This is a genomic window from Pseudomonas sp. microsymbiont 2 (assembly GCF_054788395.1).
The window spans coordinates 1,068,547-1,089,017 of record NZ_CM139112.1 but is presented as its reverse complement, the minus strand read 5'-3'; the positions used below and the strand labels follow the sequence as shown (position 1 = coordinate 1,089,017).

Sequence of the window (20,471 nt, the reverse complement as noted above, 5' to 3'; positions counted from 1 at the left end):
CTTCCGCGGTGCCCTCCTCTCGTCCATCTATAGTGAAGGTTCGTTGTCGGCAAGATCGCGCCGCGCGCGGCGCTTGGGTACAATTGCCGGCCAACTTGATCGAGTAACAGGACCTTTACATGATCGCTTGCCTGCGGCTGTTCACAGCCTTCTGCCTCGCTGCCCTGCTGGCGGCCTGCGCCAGCTCGCCCTCATCCAGCCTGGGCGAACTGCCACGCACCCCTGATGCCAGCATCGAGCAACTGCTCGAGAAAGCCGCGTCCAGCAAGTCCGCAGAGGACGCCGCCCTGCTGCGCCTGAGTGCCGCGGACCTGGCGTTCAAACAGAAGGACTTCCCACGCTCGGCCCGCATCCTCGAACAGGTCCCGCTGGACTCGCTCAAACCCGGCCAGCAAGTGTTCGCCTCCACGCTGGCCGCCGAACTGGCCATGAGTCGCAACCAGCCCAAGGCTGCGCTGAACGCCCTGGGCCACCCCAGCCTGCAGCGCGTCGCCGAGCTTCCCGAGGAGCAGCAGGTCCGCACCTACAGCGTCCATGCCGCAGCCCTGGAGGCCGACGGCCAGACCCTGGCCGCCGCCCAGCAACGCGTGCTGCTGGCCCCGCTGCTCAGCGGCCAGGCCGCCGCGCAGAACAACGACGCCATCTGGGCGCTGGTCGCCGCGCTGCCCGCCGAGCAACTCCAGCAACCGGCCGGCAACGAAACCCTGGGCGGCTGGACCAGCCTGGCCCTCGCCGTGAAACGCGCCGGCACACTGGAGCAGCAACAGGCCGCCATCGATACCTGGCGCAACCAGCATCCGGATCACCCGGCCGCCAAGCAGCTTCCCCAGGCCCTGGTGAAACTCAAGGAACTGGCTAGCCAGCCACTGACCAAGATCGCCCTGCTGCTGCCTCAGGAAGGTCCGCTCGCCAGCGTTGCCCGCGCCCTGCGCGATGGCTTCATGGCCGCTCACTTCCAGGCCCAGCAAGGCGGCCAGCCAGCGCCAGCCGTGCAGGTGTTCGACAGTTCGCGCATCACCTCGCTCGACGACTTCTACCGCCAGGCCCAGGCCGCGGGCGTGCAACTGGTGGTCGGCCCGCTGGAAAAACCGCTGGTCAAGAAGCTCGCCGCCTATCCGCAACTGCCCATCACCACCCTGGCGCTGAACTACGCCGACGCCGGCCAGATCGCGCCACCACAACTGTTCCAGTTCGGCCTGGCCGCCGAGGACGAAGCTCGCGAAGTGGCGCGTCGCGCCCGCGCCGACGGCATGGTCCGCGCCGTGGCCCTGGTGCCGAGCGGTGAATGGGGCGACCGCGTGCTGGCCGCCTTCCGCCAGGACTGGGAAGGCAATGGCGGCACCCTGATCACCGCCCAGCGCATCGCCCAGCCCGTCGCCCTCGCCCAGCAGATCGCCGAGCTGTTCCAGCTGCGCCAGAGCGAAGGCCGGGCCAAGAGCCTGCAGAGCACCGTCGGCGGCAACATCGCCGCGCAGCCTTCGCGGCGCCAGGACATCGACTTCATCTTCCTCGCCTCGACCCCACAGCAGGCCCAGCAGATCAAGCCGACCCTGAACTTCCAGTACGCAGGCGACGTGCCGGTCTACGCCACCTCCAACCTCTACAGCGCAAGCGGTGACGTGAACCAGTACAACGACATGAACGGCATTCGCTTCTGCGAAACACCGTGGCTGCTCGACAACACCAACAGCCTGCGCCAGCAGGTCGTTCAACAGTGGCCACAGGCCGCCGGCAGCCTGGGCCGCCTGTATGCCATGGGTGTCGACGCCTACAGCCTGGCGCCACGCCTGGGGCAACTCAAGGCGCTGCCGGACAACCGCGTCGAAGGCCTGTCCGGCAGCCTGAGCATGAGCGCCAGCCAGCGCGTCGAACGCCAACTGCCGTGGGCCGAGTTCTCCGGCGGCCAGGTCAAGCGCCTGCCGGACACCCCGCGCTGATGCCCCAGCCATCGCCCACCCGCGCAGGCAATGCCGCCGAAGACCATGCCCTGGAATTTCTCCAAGGGCATGGCCTGGAGCTGCTGACGCGCAACTGGCGATGCAAGGGCGGCGAGCTCGATCTGGTCATGCTCGATACCGATACAGTAGTATTCGTCGAAGTCCGCTATCGGTCGCACGCGGGCTTCGGTGGCGCGCTTGGCAGTATCGATGAGCGCAAGCAGAAGCGCCTGACGCTTGCCGCCAGCCTTTTCCTGCAGAGCGAACCCCGCTGGGCCACCCGTCCATGCCGCTTCGACGTAGTTGCCCTGCAGGGCCAGGGGCATGCGGGGCAACCGCTTCAATGGCTGAAAAACGCCTTCGAATGCTGAACCCTATCCGAATTTCTAGCTCTATGTTTCGCGGGCTGGTCCCTGTCGCGCGTCGCGCCAGCCACCGCCCTACTTAAGGTCACCCAGATGGACATGCAATCCCGAATCCGCCGGCTGTTTCAGGCCAGCATCGATACCAAGCAACAGGCAATGGACATCCTGGCCCCCCACATCGAGCAGGCCAGCCTGGTCATGGTCAACGCCCTGCTCAACGACGGCAAGATGCTCGCGTGCGGCAATGGCGGCTCGGCCGGCGACGCCCAGCACTTTTCCTCGGAACTGCTCAACCGCTTCGAGCGCGAGCGCCCGAGCCTGCCGGCCATCGCCCTGACCACCGACAGCTCGACCCTGACCTCCATCGCCAACGACTACAGCTACAACGAAGTCTTCTCCAAGCAGATTCGCGCCCTGGGCCAGCCCGGCGACGTTCTGCTGGCGATCTCCACCAGCGGCAACTCGGCCAACGTGATCCAGGCGATCCAGGCCGCGCACGACCGCGAAATGATTGTCGTCGCCCTGACCGGACGCGACGGCGGCGGCATGGCCTCCCTGCTGCTGCCCGAAGACGTGGAAATCCGCGTCCCCGCCACGGTCACGGCACGCATCCAGGAAGTCCACCTGCTGGCGATCCACTGCCTGTGCGACCTGATCGACAGCCAACTGTTCGGGAGTGAAGAATGATCTCCAAGCGTCTCGGCCTGATGGCCCTTACCCTGTGCCTGGGTGTTTCCGGCTGCAGCTCGGTACTGACCTCGGCGCGCAATTCGCCGATCGAGGATGACCGCGGCACGCGCACCATCGGCAGCAAGATCGACGATTCGCTGATCGAGACCAAGGTCTCGGTCAACATCGCCAAGGCCAACCCTGAGCTGGACAAGGGTTCACACATCGTCGTCAGCAGCTACAACGGCGTGGTACTGCTCGCCGGCCAGACCCCGCGCGCCGACCTCAAGTCCCTCGCCGAGCAGACCGCCGGCCAGGTGCAGCGGGTCAAGAAGGTGCATAACGAGCTGCAGGTGATGCAGCCGTCGTCGATCCTGGCGCGCAACAACGACGCCTGGCTGACCACCAAGATCAAGACCCAGATGCTGACCGACGAAAGCGTCCCCAGTTCGCGCATCAAGGTGATCACCGAGAACGGCATCGTCTACCTGCTCGGCCTGGTCCGACAACAGGAGGCCAACGCCGCCACCAACGTGGTGCAGGGCGTGTCCGGCGTGCAGAAGATCGTCAAGCTGTTCGAATACATCGACTGACAACCCTTCGGCGGGCGTCATGACGCCCGCCTTCTCCCCCTGATCCAGGAAGTACCCCATGAAAAAGCTGCTGCTGCCCGCCCTGCTGATCGGCGCCTTCGCCACCCTGGCCGGTTGCTCCACCCCGAGCGTGATCATCCTCAACGATGGCCGCGAACTGCAGACCACCGACACGCCGCACTACGACCGTGACTCGGGCTTCTACGAGTTCAAGCAACTGGACGGCAAGCCGACCCGCATCAACAAGGACCAGGTGCAAAGCATCAAGGACCTGTGATCCGGACAGCGGTAACGAAAAAGGCGATCCATCCGGATCGCCTTTTTCGTTACTTGACCACCTTGAGGCTGGGTCGACCGCTGGGGCGCGGCGGCTGGCCACCTCCCTCGGGTGGACCCTCGTCATCCGGCTCGACGCCGTCCTCCTCGAGATCATCTTCCAGCGGCGGCTCGAGCTCGAAGACCATGCCCTGGCCATTTTCCCGGGCATAGATACCCAGGATCGCGCCCACCGGCACGTACAGCGAGTGCGATACACCGCCGAAGCGCCCTTCAAAGCTCACCGCCTCGTTGTCCATGTGCAAATTGCGCACGGCGCTGGGCGAAATATTGAGAACGATCTGGCCATCGCTGGCAAAACCTTGGGGCACCTGGACCGCCGGATACTCGGCATTGACCAGCATGTGGGGGGTGCAATCGTTGTCGACGATCCACTCGTACAGCGCGCGAACCAGATAGGGGCGACTGGAGTTCATCAACGGCTCCTTTTAAACCTTGCGCATTTCACGTTCAGTAGCGGACAGGCTCGCCTGGAAAGGCTCGCGGGCGAACTGTCGCTCCATGTAATCCAGCAGCGGCTTGGCCTGCCGCGGCAATTCGATACCCATCACCGGCAAGCGCCAGAGAATGGGCAGTAGACAGCAATCGACCAGGCTTTGCTCCTCGCTCATGAAACAGGCCATCTCGCCAAACAGCGGCGCAACGCCCGTCAGGCTCTCGCGCAGCTCCTTGCGCGCCTGGGTACGCGCAGACTCGCTGCTGCGCGAATCGAGCAAAGTGTCGGCCAGCGCGCACCAGTCGCGCTGGATACGGTGCATCAGCAAACGGCTATTGCCGCGCGCCACCGGATAGACCGGCATCAGCGCAGGGTGCGGATAGCGCTCGTCGAGGTATTCCATCACCACGGTCGATTCGTACAACGCCAGATCACGATCCACCAGGGTCGGCACACTGCCGTAGGGGTTCACCTCGACCAGCTTGGGCGGCAGGCGATCGGCGGCAACATCGATGATCTGCACAGTGACGCCCTTCTCGGCGAGCACCAGGCGTACCCGATGGGAATAATGATCAGCGGGGTCGGAATAGCAGGCTAACCTGTTGGTCGCGCCCATGTAACGCCTCCTCGCACGGGATGCTTGTAAAACTGTAAATGAAAACGCGCCCGGGGTGACCCAGCATTATTGCTGGGCCACCCCGGGCGCGTTCAACTACCAGAAACTACTGCGTGATCAGTGCACGTCCTTCCAGTATTCGCGTTTGAGCAAGTAGGCGAACACGAAGAAGAAAGCCAGGTACAGCAACACATAGGTACCGATGCGCTGGCTTTCCAGTTTGACCGGGTTGGCCGAATAGGCCAGGAAGGTCACCAGGTTCTTGACCTTCTCGTCGAACTGCTCGGCCGTCAGGGTACCGGATTTCTCCTCCACGGTCAGCTGATCGCACGCTTCATGGGTCAGTGGGCTGCCGGTCAGCGGGTCGAACTGCTTCTTGCCGTCGACCTCGGTCTGCACCTGCTTGCAACCGATGACCTGGTTGCCCTGCAGGCCAACCAGCACGTTAGGCATGCCGACGTTGGGGAAGACCTTGTTGTTCACCCCGTATGGCCGCGCCTTGTCCTCGTAGAAGCTGCGCAGGTAGGTGTACAGCCAGTCGTTGCCACGCACCCGGGCGACCAGGGTCAGATCGGGCGGCGCCGCGCCGAACCAGGTCTTGGCGTCGTTGGGCTGCATGCCGATCTTCATGTGGTCGCCGATCTTGGCGCCGGTGAACACCAGGTTTTCGAGCATCAGCTCGTGAGGGATGCCCAGGTCGTCGGCGACGCGCTCGTAACGCTGGAACTTGGCGCTGTGGCAACCCATGCAATAGTTGGCGAACGTCCGCGCGCCATCCTGCATCGCGGCCTTGTCGGTCAGGTCGATATCGACCTTGTCCAGCTCCAGGCCATGCTCGGCGGCGAAGGAAAGGCCAGGCATCAGTGCCAGCAAGCATACTGCAATAAACTTTTTCATCAGCCAGTCACCCTTTCCGGAACCGGTTTGGTCTTCTCGAGCCTTGTGTAGAACGGCATCAGCAGGAAGTAGGCGAAGTACAACACCGTGCACACCTGCGACAGCAAGGTACGCCCCGGGGTTGGCGCCAGCACGCCGAGCACGCCGAGGATGACGAAGGCCACGCAGAACACCAGCAGGAAGATCTTGCTCAGCCAACCCTTGTAGCGCATGGAGCGCACGGGGCTGCGGTCGAGCCAGGGCAACACGAACAGCACGGCGATCGCCGCGCCCATGGCGATGACCCCTAACAGCTTGTCAGGCACCGCGCGCAGGATCGCGTAGAACGGCGTGAAGTACCATACAGGGGCGATGTGCTCAGGCGTCTTGAAAGCGTTGGCCTGCTCGAAGTTCGGTTTTTCCAGGAAGTAGCCGCCCATTTCCGGGAAGAAGAACACCACGGCGCAGAACACGAAGAGGAAGACCACCACGCCGACGATGTCCTTGACGGTGTAGTACGGGTGGAATGGAATGCCATCCAGCGGGATGCCGTTCTCATCCTTTTTCTTCTTGATGTCCACGCCATCGGGGTTGTTCGAACCCACTTCGTGCAGGGCCAGGATGTGCAGCACTACCAGGCCGAGGATCACGATCGGCAGGGCCACCACATGCAAGGCGAAGAAGCGGTTCAGGGTGATGCCGGAAATCAGGTAGTCACCACGGATCCACTGGGTCAGGTCATCACCGATGACCGGGATCGCACCGAACAGCGAGATGATCACCTGGGCGCCCCAGTAGGACATCTGCCCCCACGGCAGCAGGTAGCCCATGAAGGCTTCGGCCATCAGCGCCAGGTAGATCAGCATGCCGAACAGCCAGACCAGCTCGCGTGGCTTCTGGTAGGAGCCGTAGAGCAGCCCGCGGAACATGTGCAGGTAGACGACGATGAAGAATGCCGAGGCGCCGGTGGAGTGCAGGTAGCGCAAGATCCAACCATACTCGACGTCGCGCATGATGTACTCGACCGAGGCGAAGGCCTCTTCCGCCGAGGGGGTGAAACTCATGGTCAGCCACACGCCGGTGACGATCTGGTTGACCAGCACCAGCAGTGCCAGGGAGCCGAAGAAGTACAGGAAGTTGAAGTTCTTGGGCGCGTAATACTTGCTCAGATGGTCTTCCCACATCTTCGTCGCGGGGAAGCGCGCATCGATCCACTCCATGAACTTGCTCATCATGCGTTCTCCTGATCGACGCCGATGACGATGATGTCGTCCGACTCGTACGAGTGCGGTGGCACTGGCAGGTTGAGAGGCGCTGGCTGGGACTTGTAGACGCGACCGGCCAGGTCGTAGTGGGAGCCGTGGCACGGGCAGAAATAACCGCCCACCCATTTCGGACCGAGGTCGGCCGGCGCCACTTCAGGACGGAAGGTAGGCGAGCAACCCAGGTGGGTACACAGGCCGACCAGAATGAGAATCTCGGGCTTGATCGAGCGAACCTCGGGGTTGACATAGGTCGGCTGCACCGACGCCTTGGACTGCGGGTCGGACAGGTCGCCTTCGATCTTTTTCAGATTGGCGAGGATCTCGTCCGTTCGCCGTACGATGAATACCGGTTGCCCCCGCCACTCGGCCACCATCTGTTGCCCGGGCTCGACCTTGGCAATGTTGACCTTCACCGGCGCCCCCGCGGCTTTCGCCTTGGCGCTGGGAAACCATGACCCCACGAACGGTACCGCAGCCCCCACTGCTCCCGCTGCCCCGACCACGGATGTCGCGGCTACGAGGAAGCGGCGCCGGCCTGCGTTGACGCCGTCATTGCTCATTCAGTCCTCTCCCATCAGCTTGCTTGGCCTGTTTGAACAGGCATCTACTTAGGTATGTCTGTGGCACCAAAATTTGGTCGTCATGGTAAGAAACAAATCCACACACTGACAAGGTGATTACCCGCTCGTCGGGCCACAACCCTCGCTTTGCTTGATCTGTGTCTATGCGACAAACGGCCACGGACTGACAGAGAGGTTAGTTCAAGACATAAAAAAAGCCCGGTTCCAAAAAGGAACCGGGCTTCTCTCGACTGCCGAAGCGGTATTAACGCTTGGAGTACTGAGGACGCTTACGCGCTTTACGCAGACCCACTTTCTTACGCTCGACTTCACGAGCGTCGCGGGTGACGTAGCCAGCACGACGCAGAGCGCCACGCAGGGTTTCGTCGTATTCCATCAGAGCGCGGGTGATACCGTGGCGGATCGCACCGGCCTGACCGCTGACACCACCACCGGAAACGGTGACGTAGATGTCGAACTTCTCAACGGTCTCGGTCAGTTCCAGCGGCTGGCGAACAACCATGCGAGCGGTTTCGCGGCCGAAGAACACGTCCAGGGAACGGTTGTTGATGGAGATGTTGCCAGTGCCCGGACGCAGGAAAACGCGTGCGGTTGCGGTCTTGCGACGGCCAGTGCCGTAGTTTTGAGTCGCCGACATAATGAACTATCCCGTTAGATCTTCAGTTCTTGAGGCTGCTGAGCAGTGTGTGGGTGAGCAGCACCCGCGTACACTTTCAGCTTGCGGTACATGTCGCGACCCAGCGGGTTCTTCGGCAGCATGCCTTTGACCGCGGTTTCGATAACACGCTCAGGGGCCTTGGCGATCAACTTCTCGAAGTTGATTTCCTTGATGCCGCCCGGGAAGCCGGAGTGGGAGTAGTACATCTTGTCGGAAGACTTGGCACCAGTCACACGGACTTGCTCAGCGTTGATGACGACGATGTAGTCGCCGGTGTCAACGTGAGGGGTGTATTCTGGCTTGTGCTTGCCACGCAGGCGGCTAGCGATTTCGGTAGCCAGACGACCCAGGGTCTGACCAGCGGCGTCGACTACGAACCACTCGCGCTTTACTGTTTCCGGTTTAGCAGTAAAAGTTTTCATTCTCTAAAGCCTCAGAGGCCGCCCAGCGAAAAAATAGACGGCGAATCTTACTGGATAGTGCACAGCTTGCCAAGGGCAAGCGCGCAGCCGAACGCTGGCGCTTTTGGGGGCTCGGGTCGGGCACGCCAATGTTCGACAAAGGTTCTTCAGTCATGGTGGTGCATCACTTCCGCCACGCGAAGAGCTGCAGAATTATCCAGATTGCGCAAGAAATTTCAACCTGCTTTTATGGGCTTCTTTGCCTGGAGCGATTTTTTGATGGAATACCGCAAGCTTGGCCGTACCGACCTCAACGTCAGCGCCCTGTGCCTGGGCACCATGACCTGGGGCGAGCAGAACACCCAGGACGAGGCTTTTGACCAGATCGCCCTGGCCAAGGCCAGCGGCATCAACTTCATCGACACCGCCGAGATGTACCCGGTGCCGCCGCGCCCGGAGACCTACGCCGCCACCGAACGCATCATCGGCAACTGGTTCGCCGCCAACGGCGACCGTGACGACTGGGTCCTGGCCAGCAAGGTCGCCGGCCCCGGCAACGGCATCAGCCATATCCGCGACGGCCAGCTCAAGCACAACCGCCAGCACATCGTCGCCGCGCTGGACGAGAGCCTCAAGCGCCTGCAGACCGACCGCATCGACCTGTACCAGCTGCACTGGCCCGAGCGCAGCACCAACTTCTTCGGCAAGCTCGGCTACCAGCACCTGCCCCAGGACCTGTTCACCCCGCTGGAGGAAACCCTGGAAGTACTCGACGAACAGGTCCGCGTCGGCAAGATCCGCCATATCGGCCTGTCCAACGAAACGCCATGGGGCACCATGAAGTTCCTGCACCTGGCCGAAAGCCGCGGCTGGCCACGGGCGGTGTCGATCCAGAACCCCTACAACCTGCTCAACCGGAGCTTCGAGGTAGGCCTGGCGGAAGTGGCCATTCGCGAGCAATGCGGCCTGCTGGCCTATTCGCCGCTGGCGTTCGGCATGCTTTCGGGCAAGTACGAGAACGGTGCCCGCCCGGACAACGCCCGCCTGACCCTGTTCAGCCGCTTTGCCCGCTATTCCAACCCGCAGACCGTGGCGGCCTGCAGCCGCTATGTGCAACTGGCGCGCGACCACGGCATGGATCCGGCGCAGATGGCGCTCGCGTTCGTCACCCGCCAGCCGTTCGTGACCAGCAATATCATCGGCGCGACGAACCTTGAGCAGCTGCGCAGCGATATCGACAGCCAGGCGCTGAACCTGGGCGACGAACTGCTGGCGGCGATCGAGGCGGTGCATCAGGAGCAGCCGAACCCGGCGCCTTGAGCCGCCCCCTGCGCCGACCTCTTCGCGGGTAAACCCGCTCCCACAGGATGCCCTGCACCCGAGGCTTGCGCATGACCTGTGGGAGCGGGTTCACCCGCGAAGAATCCAGTGCGACGCATCGGGGTAGACACAATCGCCAAAAAATAAGACGATCCAGCCGGTGATTGACCACTATCCCATATAAGAACAATGACAATGATGTTTACCCAACCCTCCGCGTCCCTGCGGCGCGTCAGCATCCTGGCCATTGACAAGGTGTTCGCTTCGACACTGATGCAGGCCAAGGACTTCTTCCACCTGGCCAGCCTGCGCTACAGCAAGCAGCTGGGCCTGGGCCTGCAGCCGATGTTCGAGATCGGCCTGGTGAGCCCGGACGGCTTGCCCGTGGACAGTTTCAGCAACGTGCAGCTGCCGGTCGACAGTGGCCTGAACGACGCCGATGTGATCATCCTTCCGGCCTTCTGGGACGACTTCGACAATCTGCTGCAACGCTACCCCCAGGTCCTGCCCTGGCTGCGCGAGCAGCATGCCCGCGGCGCGGTGCTGTGCGCCGAGGCCAGCGGTGTGTTCTGGTTGGCCGAATCCGGCCTGCTCGACGGCAAGGAGGCGACCACCTACTGGCGCTTCTTCGGTAGCTTCGCCGAGCGCTTTCCGAAGATCCGCCTGAACCAGGACAAGCACCTGACCGATGCCGACAATCTGTACTGTGCCGGCGGCACCACCTCGGCGTGCGACCTCTACATCTACCTGATCGAGCGTTTCTGTGGCGCCAACGTCGCCCGCGCGGTGGCCCGCGACATCCTCTACGAAGTGCAGCGCAGCTATACCCCTGGGCGCATGGGCTTCGGCGGCCAGAAGCTGCACCAGGACCTGATCATCCTGCAGATCCAGCACTGGCTCGAAGAGCACTTCGCCGACAAGTTCCGCTTCGAGGACGTGGCGCGCAACCATGGCATGAGCATCCGCAACTTCATGCGCAGGTTCCAGAGCGCCACCGGCGACAAGCCGCTGCACTACTTGCAGCGCCTGCGCATCGAGACCGCCAAGGGGCTGCTGTCGAGCACGCGCAAGAGCATCAAGACCATCAGCTACGAGGTGGGCTACGACGACGCGAGCTTCTTCGCCCGCCTGTTCCGCCAGCATACGGAGCTGTCGCCGAACCAGTACCGGCAGCAGTTCATGCAGGAAGCCTGAAAACCATCGCGGGGCAAGCCCGCTCCCACGAACCGGTGGGAGCGGGCTTGCCCCGCGATATGGTTTGCCGCGTTGGTTTACGGCTTGTGCGCCCGCGACAGGAACTCGTGGGACTGCATTTCCAGCAACCGGCTCAGGGTGCGCTGGAACTCGAAGCTCAGACGCCCGCCGGTATACAGATCCTTCAACTCCACTTGCGCCGAGATGATCAGCTTCACGTTACGGTCGTAGAACTCGTCGACCATGTTGATGAAACGGCGGGCGATATCGTCGGTGGTCACACCCATCTGCTCGACATTGCTCAGCAGCACGGCGTGGAAGATCTTGCCCAGCTCGATGTAGTCGTTCTGGCTGCGCGGCCCGTCGCACAGGGCACGGAAATCGAACCAGGCGACATCGTCGCAGGTGCGCAGGGCGTGGATCGGGCGGTTCTCGATCATCAGCACGTCGTTCTCGACGGCCTGGGTGCACTCCGGCGTCAGCGCCTTGAAGCTGGCACGCATGCTTTCATGCGCCGCCTCGTTGAGCGGGAAGTGGAACAGTTCGGCCTGCTCCAGGTGGCGCAGGCGATAGTCCACGCCGCTGTCGACGTTCACCACATCGGTGTACTGCTTGATCATGGCGATGGCCGGCAGGAAGCGCGCGCGTTGCAGGCCATCCTTGTACAGGCCGTCCGGGACGATGTTGGAGGTGGCCACCAGCGATACGCCGTTCTTGAACAGCTCTTCCATCAGGGTGCCGAGGATCATGGCATCGGTGATGTCGGAGACGAAGAACTCGTCGAAGCAGATCACCTTCGCTTCTTCGCTGAAGCGCTTGGCGATGATGGTCAGCGGGTTCTTCTCGCCCTTGAGGGTCTTCATTTCCTCATGCACACGCTTCATGAAGCGGTGGAAGTGCGTGCGCATCTTCTGCTTGAACGGCAGCGCCTCATAGAAGGTATCGACCAGGTAGGTCTTGCCTCGCCCTACCCCGCCCCAGAAATACAGGCCCTTGACCGGCGTCTGCTCCTTCTTGCCGAACAGCTTGCCGAACATGCCCGGCTTGTTGTTCTGCGCCTGCACCAGGTCGTCGTACAGGCGCTGCAGGTGACGTACCGCAGTTTCCTGCGCCGCGTCATGGAAGAAGTCGGGGCGTTTCAGATCTGCTTGATATCGTTCTAGGGGCGTCATGATTTCGTTAGCGAGGCAACAAAAAACGGGCCGTCACTGTAGCGACCGGCCCGCCTGATGGCAATGATACATGCGACCACTTGCCTCATTACCTGCAATGAACCAGCGTACCACGTCCCCCTGTAGGAGCGGCCTTGTGTCGCGAAAGGGCCGCATAGCGGCCCCGGCAGTTCTGCATGAACCAGAGATCCCGGGGCCGCTTCGCGCCCCTTTTGCGACACAAGGCCGCTCCTACAGGATAGGCGCTCAGTCCTGCTGTGGCGCCAGGGCCTCGCGCAGGCTTGCGATGGCCGCGTCACGGGCCTCGGCGGCCTCGAACTGCGGCCCGTCGGCAACCTGCTCGCCCGCCAGCCACAGGCTGAAGCTCAGGCCCTCGACCCGCACATCGGCCTCGCCACCTTGCTGCAGTTGCTTGCTCACCGCGCCCGCGCTCTTGCCATCGGCGAAGCTGCGCGACAGCAGCAGTTGCTCGCCATCGGCGGCCAGCAGGCGGAAGCGGAAGCTGCCGTCTTCATCGCGGAAACTGACGAAGCGGGCAGTCTTGGCGGCCTTTTTCTTCACTTCGCTGCTGGCCTGGACCGCCGTGCGGAACGAACGCAGGCCAACCGCCTCGCGCAGCTGCTCGAGGAACGGCGTGGCGATCTTGCGGGCCTTGGCGGCGCCGGCAAGGAGAATGTCCTCCAGATCCGACGGGCGCGAGATCAGCTGGTGATAGTGCTCGCGCTTTTCGGCCAGCTGGCCGTCGAGCAGCTGGAACAGGCGCTGCTTGGCCTCGCCCCAGCCCAGGCCTTGCACCAGCTCTTCGCGGAACGCGGCGCATTGCGCCGGCGTGGAGAAGGCCTGGAACAGGGAGAACAAGTGCGCGTTGTCCGGATCCTTGGCCTCGCCCGGCGCCTTGGAGTCGGTGACGATACGCGAGATGGCGTCCTTCATGTCCTTGGCGCTGGTGAACAGCGGGATGGTGTTGTCGTAGCTCTTGGACATCTTGCGACCGTCCAGGCCCGGCAAGGTGGCCACGCTTTCCTCGATCACCGCCTCCGGCAGCGCGAAGAAGTCCTTGCCCTGGCCGAACAGGTGGTTGAAGCGCTGGCCGATGTCGCGGGCCATCTCCACGTGCTGGATCTGGTCGCGACCCACCGGCACCTTGTTGGCGTTGAACATCAGGATGTCGGCGGCCATCAGTACCGGATAGCTGAACAGGCCCATGGTCACGCCGGCATCCGGGTCTTCGCCGGCCTCGACGTTCTTGTCCACCGAAGCCTTGTAGGCATGGGCGCGGTTGAGCAGGCCCTTGGCGGCGACGCAGGTCAGCAGCCAAGTCAGCTCGGGGATCTCGGGGATGTCGGACTGGCGGTAGAAGGTGACCTTGTCCGGGTCCAGGCCGCCGGCCAGCCAGGTAGCGGCGATTTCCAGGCGCGAGCGCTGGATGCGCTGCGGGTCGTCGCACTTGATCAGCGCGTGGTAGTCGGCCAGGAAGTAGAACGAGTCGACACCGGGCTGCTGGCTGGCGAGGATCGCCGGGCGGATGGCGCCGGCGTAGTTGCCCAGGTGCGGGGTGCCGGTGGTGGTGATACCGGTAAGGATGCGCGTGGTCATGGGTGTTCGCTTATTCTGGCTTGGCTCAGTTCGAAAGGCGCGGCAGCAGCAGATCCTTCAGATCGGTCAGCTTGCCATGGAAGAAGTGTCCGCATTCTGCCACTTTCAGCAGCTCATGGGGGCGCGACAGAGCGCTGGACCAGTCGTACACCAACTGCGGATCGACCACTTCGTCGGTGTCCGGCTGAATGATAGTGAGCCGGACGCGCGCGGGCAGAGGGAATTGCTCGGTCAGGCGCATGACCGCCGGCGCGATCATGAACAGTTGCTGCAGCTCGACTCCGTCCGCCTCCAGACGCCCGGCCAGACTGGTGGCGACGAAGCCACCGAAGGAGAAGCCCATCAGCACCAGCGGCAGCTCGGGGTGCTTCTCACGCAGCCAGGCCGCCACGGCCTCGGCGTCGTTTACCTCGCCCGTGCCCATGTCGTGGCTACCCGCGCTCTGGCCGACACCGCGGTAGTTGAAGCGCAGGGTGACGTAGCCGGCGTCGCGGGCGGTGCGTTGCAGGGTCGAGACCACCTTGTTGAGCATGGTGCCGCCCTGGACCGGGTTGGGGTGGCAGATCAGCACCGCGCCGCGGGCGTCGGCCACGTCCAGGTACAAGGCTTCCAGCGGACCGCAAGGGCCATCGATGAACAAGGGTGTTTCGCGGATAAGCAAGGCACTACTCCGTGACCTCGGGAAGGGTCGACTCGTCTAGCTGAGGAATTCTGTTCTGATTTGCGATCGCTCGCGGTATACAGCGCAGGTCTGAGCCGTTAACGTAAAGCAAAGCCGTTTATAGAGGAAGGACTCGTGGAACACTCGCTCCTTGTTTGGTTGCTGCCGACCCTGGCCCTGGTTGTCGGCGTCGGCGTCGGTTTCGCGCTGGCCCGCCTGCTGCCCAATGCGGCGCCGAGCAACACCCAACGCCAGCTGGATGACATCCAGCAGCGCTTCGACAACTACCAGAACGAAGTGGTCACCCACTTCAACAGCACCGCATCGCTGGTCAAGAAACTGACCCAGAGCTACCAGGACGTTCAGGACCACCTGGCCGACGGCGCCAACCGCCTGGCCCTGGACGAGCTGACCCGTCAACGCCTGCTGGCCGCGCTGCATTCGGAAACCGCGCAAGGCCCGCGTGATCGCCTGACCCCGCCGAAGGACACCGCCGAGGTGCCGCGTGACTACGCGCCAAAGGCACCGAATTCGCCGGGCATGCTCGACGAGAGCTACGGGCTCAAGCGTTGAGTCGCTGACATGCAAAAGGCCTCGAAAGAGGCCTTTTTTGTGGGCGGGGTCTACCCGCCATATCACTCACTCAATACCTGTAGAAGATCGCCCAGCTGCACTGTCGTGCAGGGAAACGTCGCAAATTGCACCATCGGGGGGAGCGGGCTTGCTGTGGCGTATGGCACCGGCTTCGCCGGTGATCGCGGGGCAAGCCCGCTCCCACGCTGTTCCATTTAACTCACAGCGTAATGTTTTCCGTGGGAGCGGGCTTGCCCCGCGATAGGGCTGGCACAGGCCACCTCACCGATACCAGGCCGCCCCCTCCTCACCAATCCCATAGCGCGCCCTCGCCTGCCCCAGCACATCCGCCGGCAGCACGCCCTGGCACACCAGCCCGTACAACGCCGCCAACACCACCGCATGCCGATCCACCTCGAAGAACCGCCGCAGTTGCTGACGCGTGTCACTACGACCGAATCCATCGGTGCCCAGGGTGACATAGGGCGCCTGCACATACTCGGCAATCAGCTGCGGCCAGGCACGCACATAGTCGCTGGCCGCGATCACCGGGGCATCACCGGGCAGGCAATAACGCACATGGCAATCTCCCTGTTCCCCGGCCATCGCCAGGCGTTGCGCATCCCTGGCCCCACGCGCCAGCTCACTGAAGCTGGTGACGCTGAACACCTCGCTGTCGACCTGCCAATCACTGGCCAGCAACTCGCCGGCGGCGATCACCTCGCGCAGGATGGTGCCCGAGCCCAACAGCCGCACCTGGCCACGGGGCGCTGCCGACGCATGCCGGGTATACCGATACATGCCACGCAACACGTCCTCGCGCACCTCGTCCGGCAATGATGGCTGTGGATAGTTTTCGTTCATCACCGCCACGTAGTGGAACTCGTCCTGCTGCTCCACCAGCATGCGCCGCGCGGCGTGGTCGAGGATCACCGCCAGCTCGCCGGCGAAACACGGATCCCAGGCGCGGCAGTTGGGCACCATCGCGGCCATGACCAGGCTCGAGCCGTCCTGGTGCTGCAGCCCTTCGCCACCCAGGGTGGTGCGTCCGGCCGTGGCGCCGAGCAGCAGGCCGCGGGCGCGCTGGTCGGCGGCGGCCCAGATCAGGTCGCCGACGCGCTGGAAGCCGAACATCGAGTAATAGATGTACACCGGCAGCATCGGCTCGCCATGTACCGCGTAGGCGGTCGCCGCCGCGATCCACGACGAGATCGCCCCGGCCTCGGTGATGCCCTCCTCCAGCAGTTGGCCGTCCCGCGACTCCTTGTAGACCAGCAGCGAGCCGGCGTCCTCCGGCTCGTAGCGCTGCCCCTGCGGCGAATAGATACCGATCTGGCGGAACAGGCTGGCCATGCCGAAGGTGCGCGCCTCGTCGGCGACGATCGGCACTACCCGCGGCCCCAGTCCAGGTGCCTTGAGCCAGTTACCCAGCAGGCGCACGGCGGCCATGGTGGTGGACATTTCCTTGCCCTCGGCATGCAGGGCGAACGCGGCGAAGGTATCGAGGTCGGGCAGTGGCAGGCTGGCGCAGTCACTGCGGCGCATTGGCAAAGGCCCACCGAGTGCCTCCCGGCGCTGGCGCAGGTAGAGCATCTCGGGACTGTCTTCGGCCGGACGGTAGAAACGCAGCTGCTCCACCGCCGCGTCCGACAACGGCAGGTTGAAGCGATCACGGAACGCCAGCAGCGCCTGCACATCCAGCTTCTTGGCCTGGTGCGCGGTCATCCGCGACTCCCCGGCAGTGCTCATGCCGTAGCCCTTCTTGGTCTTGGCCAGGATCACCGTTGGCCGACCCTTGCACGCCTTGGCAGCGGCATAGGCGGCGTGCAGCTTGCGAAAATCATGGCCACCACGCTTGAGGGCGTTGATCTGCTCGGCGCTCATATGCGCCACCAGGCGTTGCAAGGCCGGGTTCTGGTTGAAGAAGTGCTCAAGGTTGTAACGGCCATCCTTGGCGCCAAGGTTCTGGAACTGCCCATCCGGCGTCGCCGCCAGCTGGCGCAGCAACGCATGTTCGTGGTCGCGGGCGAACAGCGCATCCCACTCCGAGCCCCACAGCACCTTGATCACGTTCCAGCCGGCGCCGCTGAACAGCGCCTCGAGCTCCTGGATGATCTGACCATTGCCACGCACCGGGCCGTCCAGACGCTGCAGGTTGCAGTTGACGATGAAAGTCAGGTTGTCCAGGCCCTCACGGGCGGCAAGGGTCAGCCCCGCCATGGACTCCGGCTCATCCATCTCGCCATCACCGAACACGCCCCACACATGACGGGCCGACGTGTCGAGCAGGCCACGATGCTGCAGGTAGCGCATGAACCGCGCCTGATAGATGGCATTGAGTGGGCCGATGCCCATGGAACCGGTGGGGAACTGCCAGAAATCGGGCATCAGCCACGGGTGTGGGTACGAGCACAGGCCATTGCCGGCAACCTCCTGGCGATAGTTGGCCAACTGCTCTTCGCTCAGGCGCCCTTCGAGAAACGCACGGGCATAGATGCCCGGCGCCGAATGCGGCTGGAAGAACACCAGGTCGGCGGTGCGCCGCGCGCCGCCACTTTCGCCACGAAAGAAGTGCTGGAAACCGACCTCGAAGATCTCCGCCGCCGACGCGTAGCTGGCGATATGGCCGCCCAGCTCGCCATAGGCATGGTTGGCCCGCACCACCATGGCCAAGGCGTTCCAGCGCAGGATCGCAGTGATTCGCTCGTCCAGTTCCAGATCGCCTGGATAAACGCCCTGCTGCTCCACCGGTAGGGTATTGCGGTAGGCCGAGAAGGCCTGGGCATCGCGCTCCAACCCTAGTTCCAGAGCATGAGCCTGCAGGCGCTGCAGCAGATACCGCGCTCGCGCCGGTCCGCAGTGAGCCAGGGTCGACTCCAGCGCCTCGCACCATTCGGCCGTTTCGCTTGGGTCACTGTCCAGGGCGCCGTCCAGGGCCGTCAGCGGCTCGTTCGGGTTCATCATCGCTACCATCGCTCAAGCCTCGTCCGTGGCGGTTCAGGCACAAGCCTCGAGGGCCTGGGCAATGTCGGCAAGCAGGTCGTCGATGTCCTCCAGGCCCACCGAAAGCCGTACCAGCCCCTCCGAGATACCGTGCTCGGCACGCTCTTTCTGGGTATAGCTGGAGTGGGTCATGCTCGCCGGATGCTGGGCCAGCGACTCGGCATCGCCCAGGCTCACCGCACGGCTGAACAGCTGCAGGGCATTCATGAAGCGCCGTCCGGCCTCGACCCCGCCCTTCAGCTCGAAGGCGATCATCCCGCCCGGCAGGCGCATCTGCCGTTGGGCCAGCGCGTACTGCGGGAAGGACGGCAGGCCAGGGTAGTGCAGCAGCTCGACCTGCGGCTGGCGCTCCAGGTACTCGGCGATCTGCCGGGCATTGGCGCAGTGGCGATCCATGCGCAGGGCGAGGGTCTTGATGCCACGCATCAGCAGCGCGGCATCGTGGGGCGAGAGCACCGCGCCAGTCATGTCCTTGAGCCCTTCCAGGCGGATGCGCTCGACCAGCGCCTTGCGCCCGACCACCAGGCCGGCGGTGATATCGCCATGCCCGGACAGGTACTTGGTGGCCGAATGCACCACCAGGTCCACGCCCATTTCCAGCGGGCGCTGCAGATAGGGAGTGCAGTAGGTGTTGTCGACCACGATGCGCAGGTCATGGCCGCGCACGGCATCGACCAGCGCGGCGATGTCCACCAGCTGCATGTTGGGATTGGCCGGGGTCTCGAAGTAGATCATCCGCGTCTTCGGCGTGATCGCGGCCTGCAGCGCCGGGATATCGTTGAGGTCGACATGGCGAATCTTCACGCCGAACTCGCCGATGCCATGGTGCAGGTAGGCGAAGGTGCAGCCATACAAGGTGCTGCCGACGATCAGCTCGTCACCGGGACGCAGCAAGGTCCATAGCGTGGCGGTGATGGCACCCATGCCCGAGGCCAGCGCCAGCCCGGCCTCGCCGCCTTCGAGCGAGGCCATGCGCTGTTCCAGCAGGGCCAGGGTCGGGTTGGAGATGCGACTGTAGAAATGCCCGGGCTCTTCGCCGGCGAAGCAGGCGGCGCCGTATTCCACCGTGGGGAAGGCATAGGTAGCGGTCTGATAGACCGGCGGCACCAGCGCGCCGCCATGGGACAGCGGGTCATAGCCATGGTGGATGGCCCGCGTGGAAAAACCGGTGTTGTTATTGGAGTCGCGCATGGCAACAGCCTCTTGTGGTTTGCTATAAGCTTATGCCACCGGGCTGCCGCTTTTTTTCCAAAGTCGCCCACGTACTGCCGTCGTTATTGAAAGAAAAACAACAAAAACATCATCTGGAGGGCAAGATATGCCTTCGTCACTCGACCGCACCGACCGCGCCCTGCTCGCCGCCCTGCAGGACAACGCCCGCCTCACCGTGTCCGAACTCGCCGACCAGGTCGCCCTGACCACCTCGCCCTGCTGGCGACGGGTCAAGCTGCTGGAGGACGACGGCTACATCACCGGCTACCAGGCCATTCTTTCGCCTAAATCGCTGGGCTTCGGCGTGACCGCCTTCGTCAGCATCATGATGGACTCGCACACCAAGGAGATCGCCCTGGCGTTCGAGCGGCGGCTGATGGAAATTCCCGAGATCGTTGCCTGCCACAACATCTCCGGGCGCTATGACTTTCTGCTGGAGATCCTGGCGCGAGATCTGGAGTCGTTCGGGGAATTCACCCGGGAGGTACTGCAGCGGTTGCCGGGGGTGAAAGAGATCTATTCGAGTTTTTCCTATAAGGCGGTGAAGGAACGGCGGGTTATTCCTGTGTCGGAAAAACACATCTGAGGCAGGTCCCCCTCGCAGTCGCTCCTAGCGCCCATCCGCCTAGCCAAATACCTCTTTTACCAGGTAGTCGTCATGCTGGCAGTGCAGCAAGCACCAAGATCCCATGGTTGTCGCCACAAAGGCTGTAGCAAACGTTCATGTACTGCGGTTCGTGGCATGCATCGCTGCGTAGATCGCAATCACCTCAGGCAGGTCGGCCGGAACCGGCAAACGACCCTGGAGAGACTCAGCACCAGTCTCTGATACCGCGCCCCCCGATAACACATGCCTGCGATCGACCCAGAGCGAGACAACAAGTAACCGTTGACTTCGGAGACATAGGCCGAGAGCTATCCAGGTGCGCCAAAGATTAATGTCAACCTGTCCAAACAGAGTCGCTGACAGGCAGTGGCAGACCCAGACTAGTCCCTCCAACAGGGCA

General features: G+C 63.3%; 21 protein-coding genes. 9 read left to right on the top strand and 12 right to left on the bottom strand.

Annotation, left to right across the window (positions count from 1 at the left end; genetic code table 11):
- The first annotated feature begins 119 nt into the window (after nucleotides 1–119).
- The 5 genes from ACYUME_RS04980 (at nucleotide 120) to ACYUME_RS04960 (ending at nucleotide 3,841) form a co-directional block, all read left to right on the top strand.
- On the top strand, nucleotides 120–1,937 hold the full coding sequence (locus tag ACYUME_RS04980; RefSeq protein ID WP_460418225.1) for a penicillin-binding protein activator: 1,818 nt from the start codon (nucleotides 120–122) through the stop codon (nucleotides 1,935–1,937).
- The gene (locus ACYUME_RS04975) at nucleotides 1,937–2,308 is read left to right on the top strand and encodes a YraN family protein (protein WP_279887429.1); all 372 of its coding nucleotides are present in this window, start codon (nucleotides 1,937–1,939) and stop codon (nucleotides 2,306–2,308) included. The genes ACYUME_RS04980 and ACYUME_RS04975 overlap by 1 nt, the downstream gene beginning before the upstream one ends.
- 87 nt (nucleotides 2,309–2,395) lie before the next feature.
- Nucleotides 2,396–2,989: a phosphoheptose isomerase gene (locus tag ACYUME_RS04970; protein ID WP_046857018.1), complete on the top strand. Its 594-nt coding sequence runs from the start codon at nucleotides 2,396–2,398 to the stop codon at nucleotides 2,987–2,989.
- Nucleotides 2,986–3,564 carry a BON domain-containing protein gene (locus tag ACYUME_RS04965; RefSeq protein ID WP_279911454.1) on the top strand — a complete coding sequence of 193 codons (579 nt, stop codon included), beginning with the start codon at nucleotides 2,986–2,988 and terminating at the stop codon, nucleotides 3,562–3,564. Before ACYUME_RS04970 ends, ACYUME_RS04965 begins: the two co-directional genes overlap by 4 nt.
- Before the next feature lie 58 nt (nucleotides 3,565–3,622).
- Entirely contained in the window at nucleotides 3,623–3,841 is a 219-nt protein-coding gene (locus ACYUME_RS04960) for a YgdI/YgdR family lipoprotein (RefSeq protein ID WP_279911456.1), read from the top strand.
- A 49-nt stretch (nucleotides 3,842–3,890) separates the two neighbouring features.
- Here ACYUME_RS04960 and ACYUME_RS04955 read toward each other — a convergent pair whose 3' ends face one another.
- From ACYUME_RS04955 to rplM, 7 genes are all read right to left on the bottom strand, one after another.
- Nucleotides 3,891–4,316 (bottom strand): ClpXP protease specificity-enhancing factor, encoded by a 426-nt coding sequence (locus ACYUME_RS04955; RefSeq protein WP_279911457.1) that lies wholly within the window; start codon nucleotides 4,314–4,316, stop codon nucleotides 3,891–3,893.
- A 12-nt stretch (nucleotides 4,317–4,328) separates the two neighbouring features.
- Nucleotides 4,329–4,952 (bottom strand): glutathione S-transferase N-terminal domain-containing protein, encoded by a 624-nt coding sequence (locus ACYUME_RS04950; protein WP_279911458.1) that lies wholly within the window; start codon nucleotides 4,950–4,952, stop codon nucleotides 4,329–4,331.
- A gap of 117 nt (nucleotides 4,953–5,069) precedes the next feature.
- Nucleotides 5,070–5,849 carry a cytochrome c1 gene (locus ACYUME_RS04945; protein WP_460418224.1) on the bottom strand — a complete coding sequence of 260 codons (780 nt, stop codon included), beginning with the start codon at nucleotides 5,847–5,849 and terminating at the stop codon, nucleotides 5,070–5,072.
- Nucleotides 5,849–7,060, bottom strand: coding sequence for a cytochrome b (locus tag ACYUME_RS04940; protein ID WP_279888806.1), 1,212 nt, complete (start codon nucleotides 7,058–7,060; stop codon nucleotides 5,849–5,851). The genes ACYUME_RS04945 and ACYUME_RS04940 overlap by 1 nt, the downstream gene beginning before the upstream one ends.
- A complete protein-coding gene (gene petA, locus ACYUME_RS04935) occupies nucleotides 7,060–7,653 on the bottom strand; it encodes a ubiquinol-cytochrome c reductase iron-sulfur subunit (protein ID WP_279888804.1) in 594 nt (197 codons plus the stop codon). The genes ACYUME_RS04940 and petA overlap by 1 nt, the downstream gene beginning before the upstream one ends.
- Before the next feature lie 265 nt (nucleotides 7,654–7,918).
- Nucleotides 7,919–8,311, bottom strand: coding sequence for a 30S ribosomal protein S9 (gene rpsI / locus ACYUME_RS04930; protein ID WP_003260797.1), 393 nt, complete (start codon nucleotides 8,309–8,311; stop codon nucleotides 7,919–7,921).
- A 14-nt stretch (nucleotides 8,312–8,325) separates the two neighbouring features.
- The gene (gene rplM, locus ACYUME_RS04925; RefSeq protein WP_003260798.1) at nucleotides 8,326–8,754 is read right to left on the bottom strand and encodes a 50S ribosomal protein L13; all 429 of its coding nucleotides are present in this window, start codon (nucleotides 8,752–8,754) and stop codon (nucleotides 8,326–8,328) included.
- A 258-nt stretch (nucleotides 8,755–9,012) separates the two neighbouring features.
- Here rplM and ACYUME_RS04920 point away from each other — a divergent pair, with 258 nt between their 5' ends.
- Both ACYUME_RS04920 and ACYUME_RS04915 read left to right on the top strand, forming a co-directional pair.
- On the top strand, nucleotides 9,013–10,053 hold the full coding sequence (locus tag ACYUME_RS04920; protein WP_460418223.1) for an NADP(H)-dependent aldo-keto reductase: 1,041 nt from the start codon (nucleotides 9,013–9,015) through the stop codon (nucleotides 10,051–10,053).
- A gap of 297 nt (nucleotides 10,054–10,350) precedes the next feature.
- Nucleotides 10,351–11,247, top strand: coding sequence for a GlxA family transcriptional regulator (locus ACYUME_RS04915; RefSeq protein ID WP_460419287.1), 897 nt, complete (start codon nucleotides 10,351–10,353; stop codon nucleotides 11,245–11,247).
- A gap of 77 nt (nucleotides 11,248–11,324) precedes the next feature.
- Here ACYUME_RS04915 and zapE read toward each other — a convergent pair whose 3' ends face one another.
- The 3 genes from zapE to ACYUME_RS04900 all read right to left on the bottom strand — a co-directional run bounded on the left by zapE (nucleotide 11,325) and on the right by ACYUME_RS04900 (nucleotide 14,676).
- Complete coding sequence (gene zapE / locus ACYUME_RS04910; protein WP_460418222.1) at nucleotides 11,325–12,419, bottom strand: cell division protein ZapE; 1,095 nt, start codon at nucleotides 12,417–12,419, stop codon at nucleotides 11,325–11,327.
- Between the two features lie 246 nt (nucleotides 12,420–12,665).
- Nucleotides 12,666–14,015: a tryptophan--tRNA ligase gene (locus ACYUME_RS04905; RefSeq protein WP_460418221.1), complete on the bottom strand. Its 1,350-nt coding sequence runs from the start codon at nucleotides 14,013–14,015 to the stop codon at nucleotides 12,666–12,668.
- Nucleotides 14,016–14,040: 25 nt separating this feature from the next.
- A complete protein-coding gene (locus ACYUME_RS04900; RefSeq protein ID WP_279888989.1) occupies nucleotides 14,041–14,676 on the bottom strand; it encodes an alpha/beta hydrolase in 636 nt (211 codons plus the stop codon).
- Between the two features lie 135 nt (nucleotides 14,677–14,811).
- Between ACYUME_RS04900 and ACYUME_RS04895 the strand changes: the two genes are divergently transcribed.
- Nucleotides 14,812–15,249, top strand: a complete 438-nt coding sequence (locus ACYUME_RS04895; RefSeq protein ID WP_279888988.1) for a Z-ring associated ZapG family protein — start codon at nucleotides 14,812–14,814, stop codon at nucleotides 15,247–15,249.
- Between the two features lie 282 nt (nucleotides 15,250–15,531).
- Here ACYUME_RS04895 and mdeB read toward each other — a convergent pair whose 3' ends face one another.
- Together mdeB and ACYUME_RS04885 are read right to left on the bottom strand one after the other, a co-directional pair.
- On the bottom strand, nucleotides 15,532–18,222 hold the full coding sequence (mdeB, locus tag ACYUME_RS04890; protein WP_460418220.1) for an alpha-ketoglutarate dehydrogenase: 2,691 nt from the start codon (nucleotides 18,220–18,222) through the stop codon (nucleotides 15,532–15,534).
- 24 nt (nucleotides 18,223–18,246) lie between these two features.
- Entirely contained in the window at nucleotides 18,247–19,443 is a 1,197-nt protein-coding gene (locus ACYUME_RS04885) for a methionine gamma-lyase (protein WP_460418219.1), read from the bottom strand.
- A 127-nt stretch (nucleotides 19,444–19,570) separates the two neighbouring features.
- On the opposite strand from ACYUME_RS04885, the gene ACYUME_RS04880 reads away from it, so the two are divergent.
- Entirely contained in the window at nucleotides 19,571–20,050 is a 480-nt protein-coding gene (locus ACYUME_RS04880; RefSeq protein WP_279807163.1) for an Lrp/AsnC family transcriptional regulator, read from the top strand.
- Nucleotides 20,051–20,471 lie beyond the last annotated feature (421 nt).

Coding starts and splice junctions, on each gene's coding strand:
- ACYUME_RS04980 (WP_460418225.1), top strand. CDS start 120: ATGATCGCTTGCCTGCGGCTGTTCACAGCCTTCTGCCTCGCTGCCCTG.
- ACYUME_RS04975 (WP_279887429.1), top strand. CDS start 1,937: ATGCCCCAGCCATCGCCCACCCGCGCAGGCAATGCCGCCGAAGACCAT.
- ACYUME_RS04970 (WP_046857018.1), top strand. CDS start 2,396: ATGGACATGCAATCCCGAATCCGCCGGCTGTTTCAGGCCAGCATCGAT.
- ACYUME_RS04965 (WP_279911454.1), top strand. CDS start 2,986: ATGATCTCCAAGCGTCTCGGCCTGATGGCCCTTACCCTGTGCCTGGGT.
- ACYUME_RS04960 (WP_279911456.1), top strand. CDS start 3,623: ATGAAAAAGCTGCTGCTGCCCGCCCTGCTGATCGGCGCCTTCGCCACC.
- ACYUME_RS04955 (WP_279911457.1), bottom strand. CDS start 4,316: ATGAACTCCAGTCGCCCCTATCTGGTTCGCGCGCTGTACGAGTGGATC.
- ACYUME_RS04950 (WP_279911458.1), bottom strand. CDS start 4,952: ATGGGCGCGACCAACAGGTTAGCCTGCTATTCCGACCCCGCTGATCAT.
- ACYUME_RS04945 (WP_460418224.1), bottom strand. CDS start 5,849: ATGAAAAAGTTTATTGCAGTATGCTTGCTGGCACTGATGCCTGGCCTT.
- ACYUME_RS04940 (WP_279888806.1), bottom strand. CDS start 7,060: ATGAGCAAGTTCATGGAGTGGATCGATGCGCGCTTCCCCGCGACGAAG.
- petA (WP_279888804.1), bottom strand. CDS start 7,653: ATGAGCAATGACGGCGTCAACGCAGGCCGGCGCCGCTTCCTCGTAGCC.
- rpsI (WP_003260797.1), bottom strand. CDS start 8,311: ATGTCGGCGACTCAAAACTACGGCACTGGCCGTCGCAAGACCGCAACC.
- rplM (WP_003260798.1), bottom strand. CDS start 8,754: ATGAAAACTTTTACTGCTAAACCGGAAACAGTAAAGCGCGAGTGGTTC.
- ACYUME_RS04920 (WP_460418223.1), top strand. CDS start 9,013: ATGGAATACCGCAAGCTTGGCCGTACCGACCTCAACGTCAGCGCCCTG.
- zapE (WP_460418222.1), bottom strand. CDS start 12,419: ATGACGCCCCTAGAACGATATCAAGCAGATCTGAAACGCCCCGACTTC.
- ACYUME_RS04905 (WP_460418221.1), bottom strand. CDS start 14,015: ATGACCACGCGCATCCTTACCGGTATCACCACCACCGGCACCCCGCAC.
- mdeB (WP_460418220.1), bottom strand. CDS start 18,222: ATGGTAGCGATGATGAACCCGAACGAGCCGCTGACGGCCCTGGACGGC.
- ACYUME_RS04885 (WP_460418219.1), bottom strand. CDS start 19,443: ATGCGCGACTCCAATAACAACACCGGTTTTTCCACGCGGGCCATCCAC.
- ACYUME_RS04880 (WP_279807163.1), top strand. CDS start 19,571: ATGCCTTCGTCACTCGACCGCACCGACCGCGCCCTGCTCGCCGCCCTG.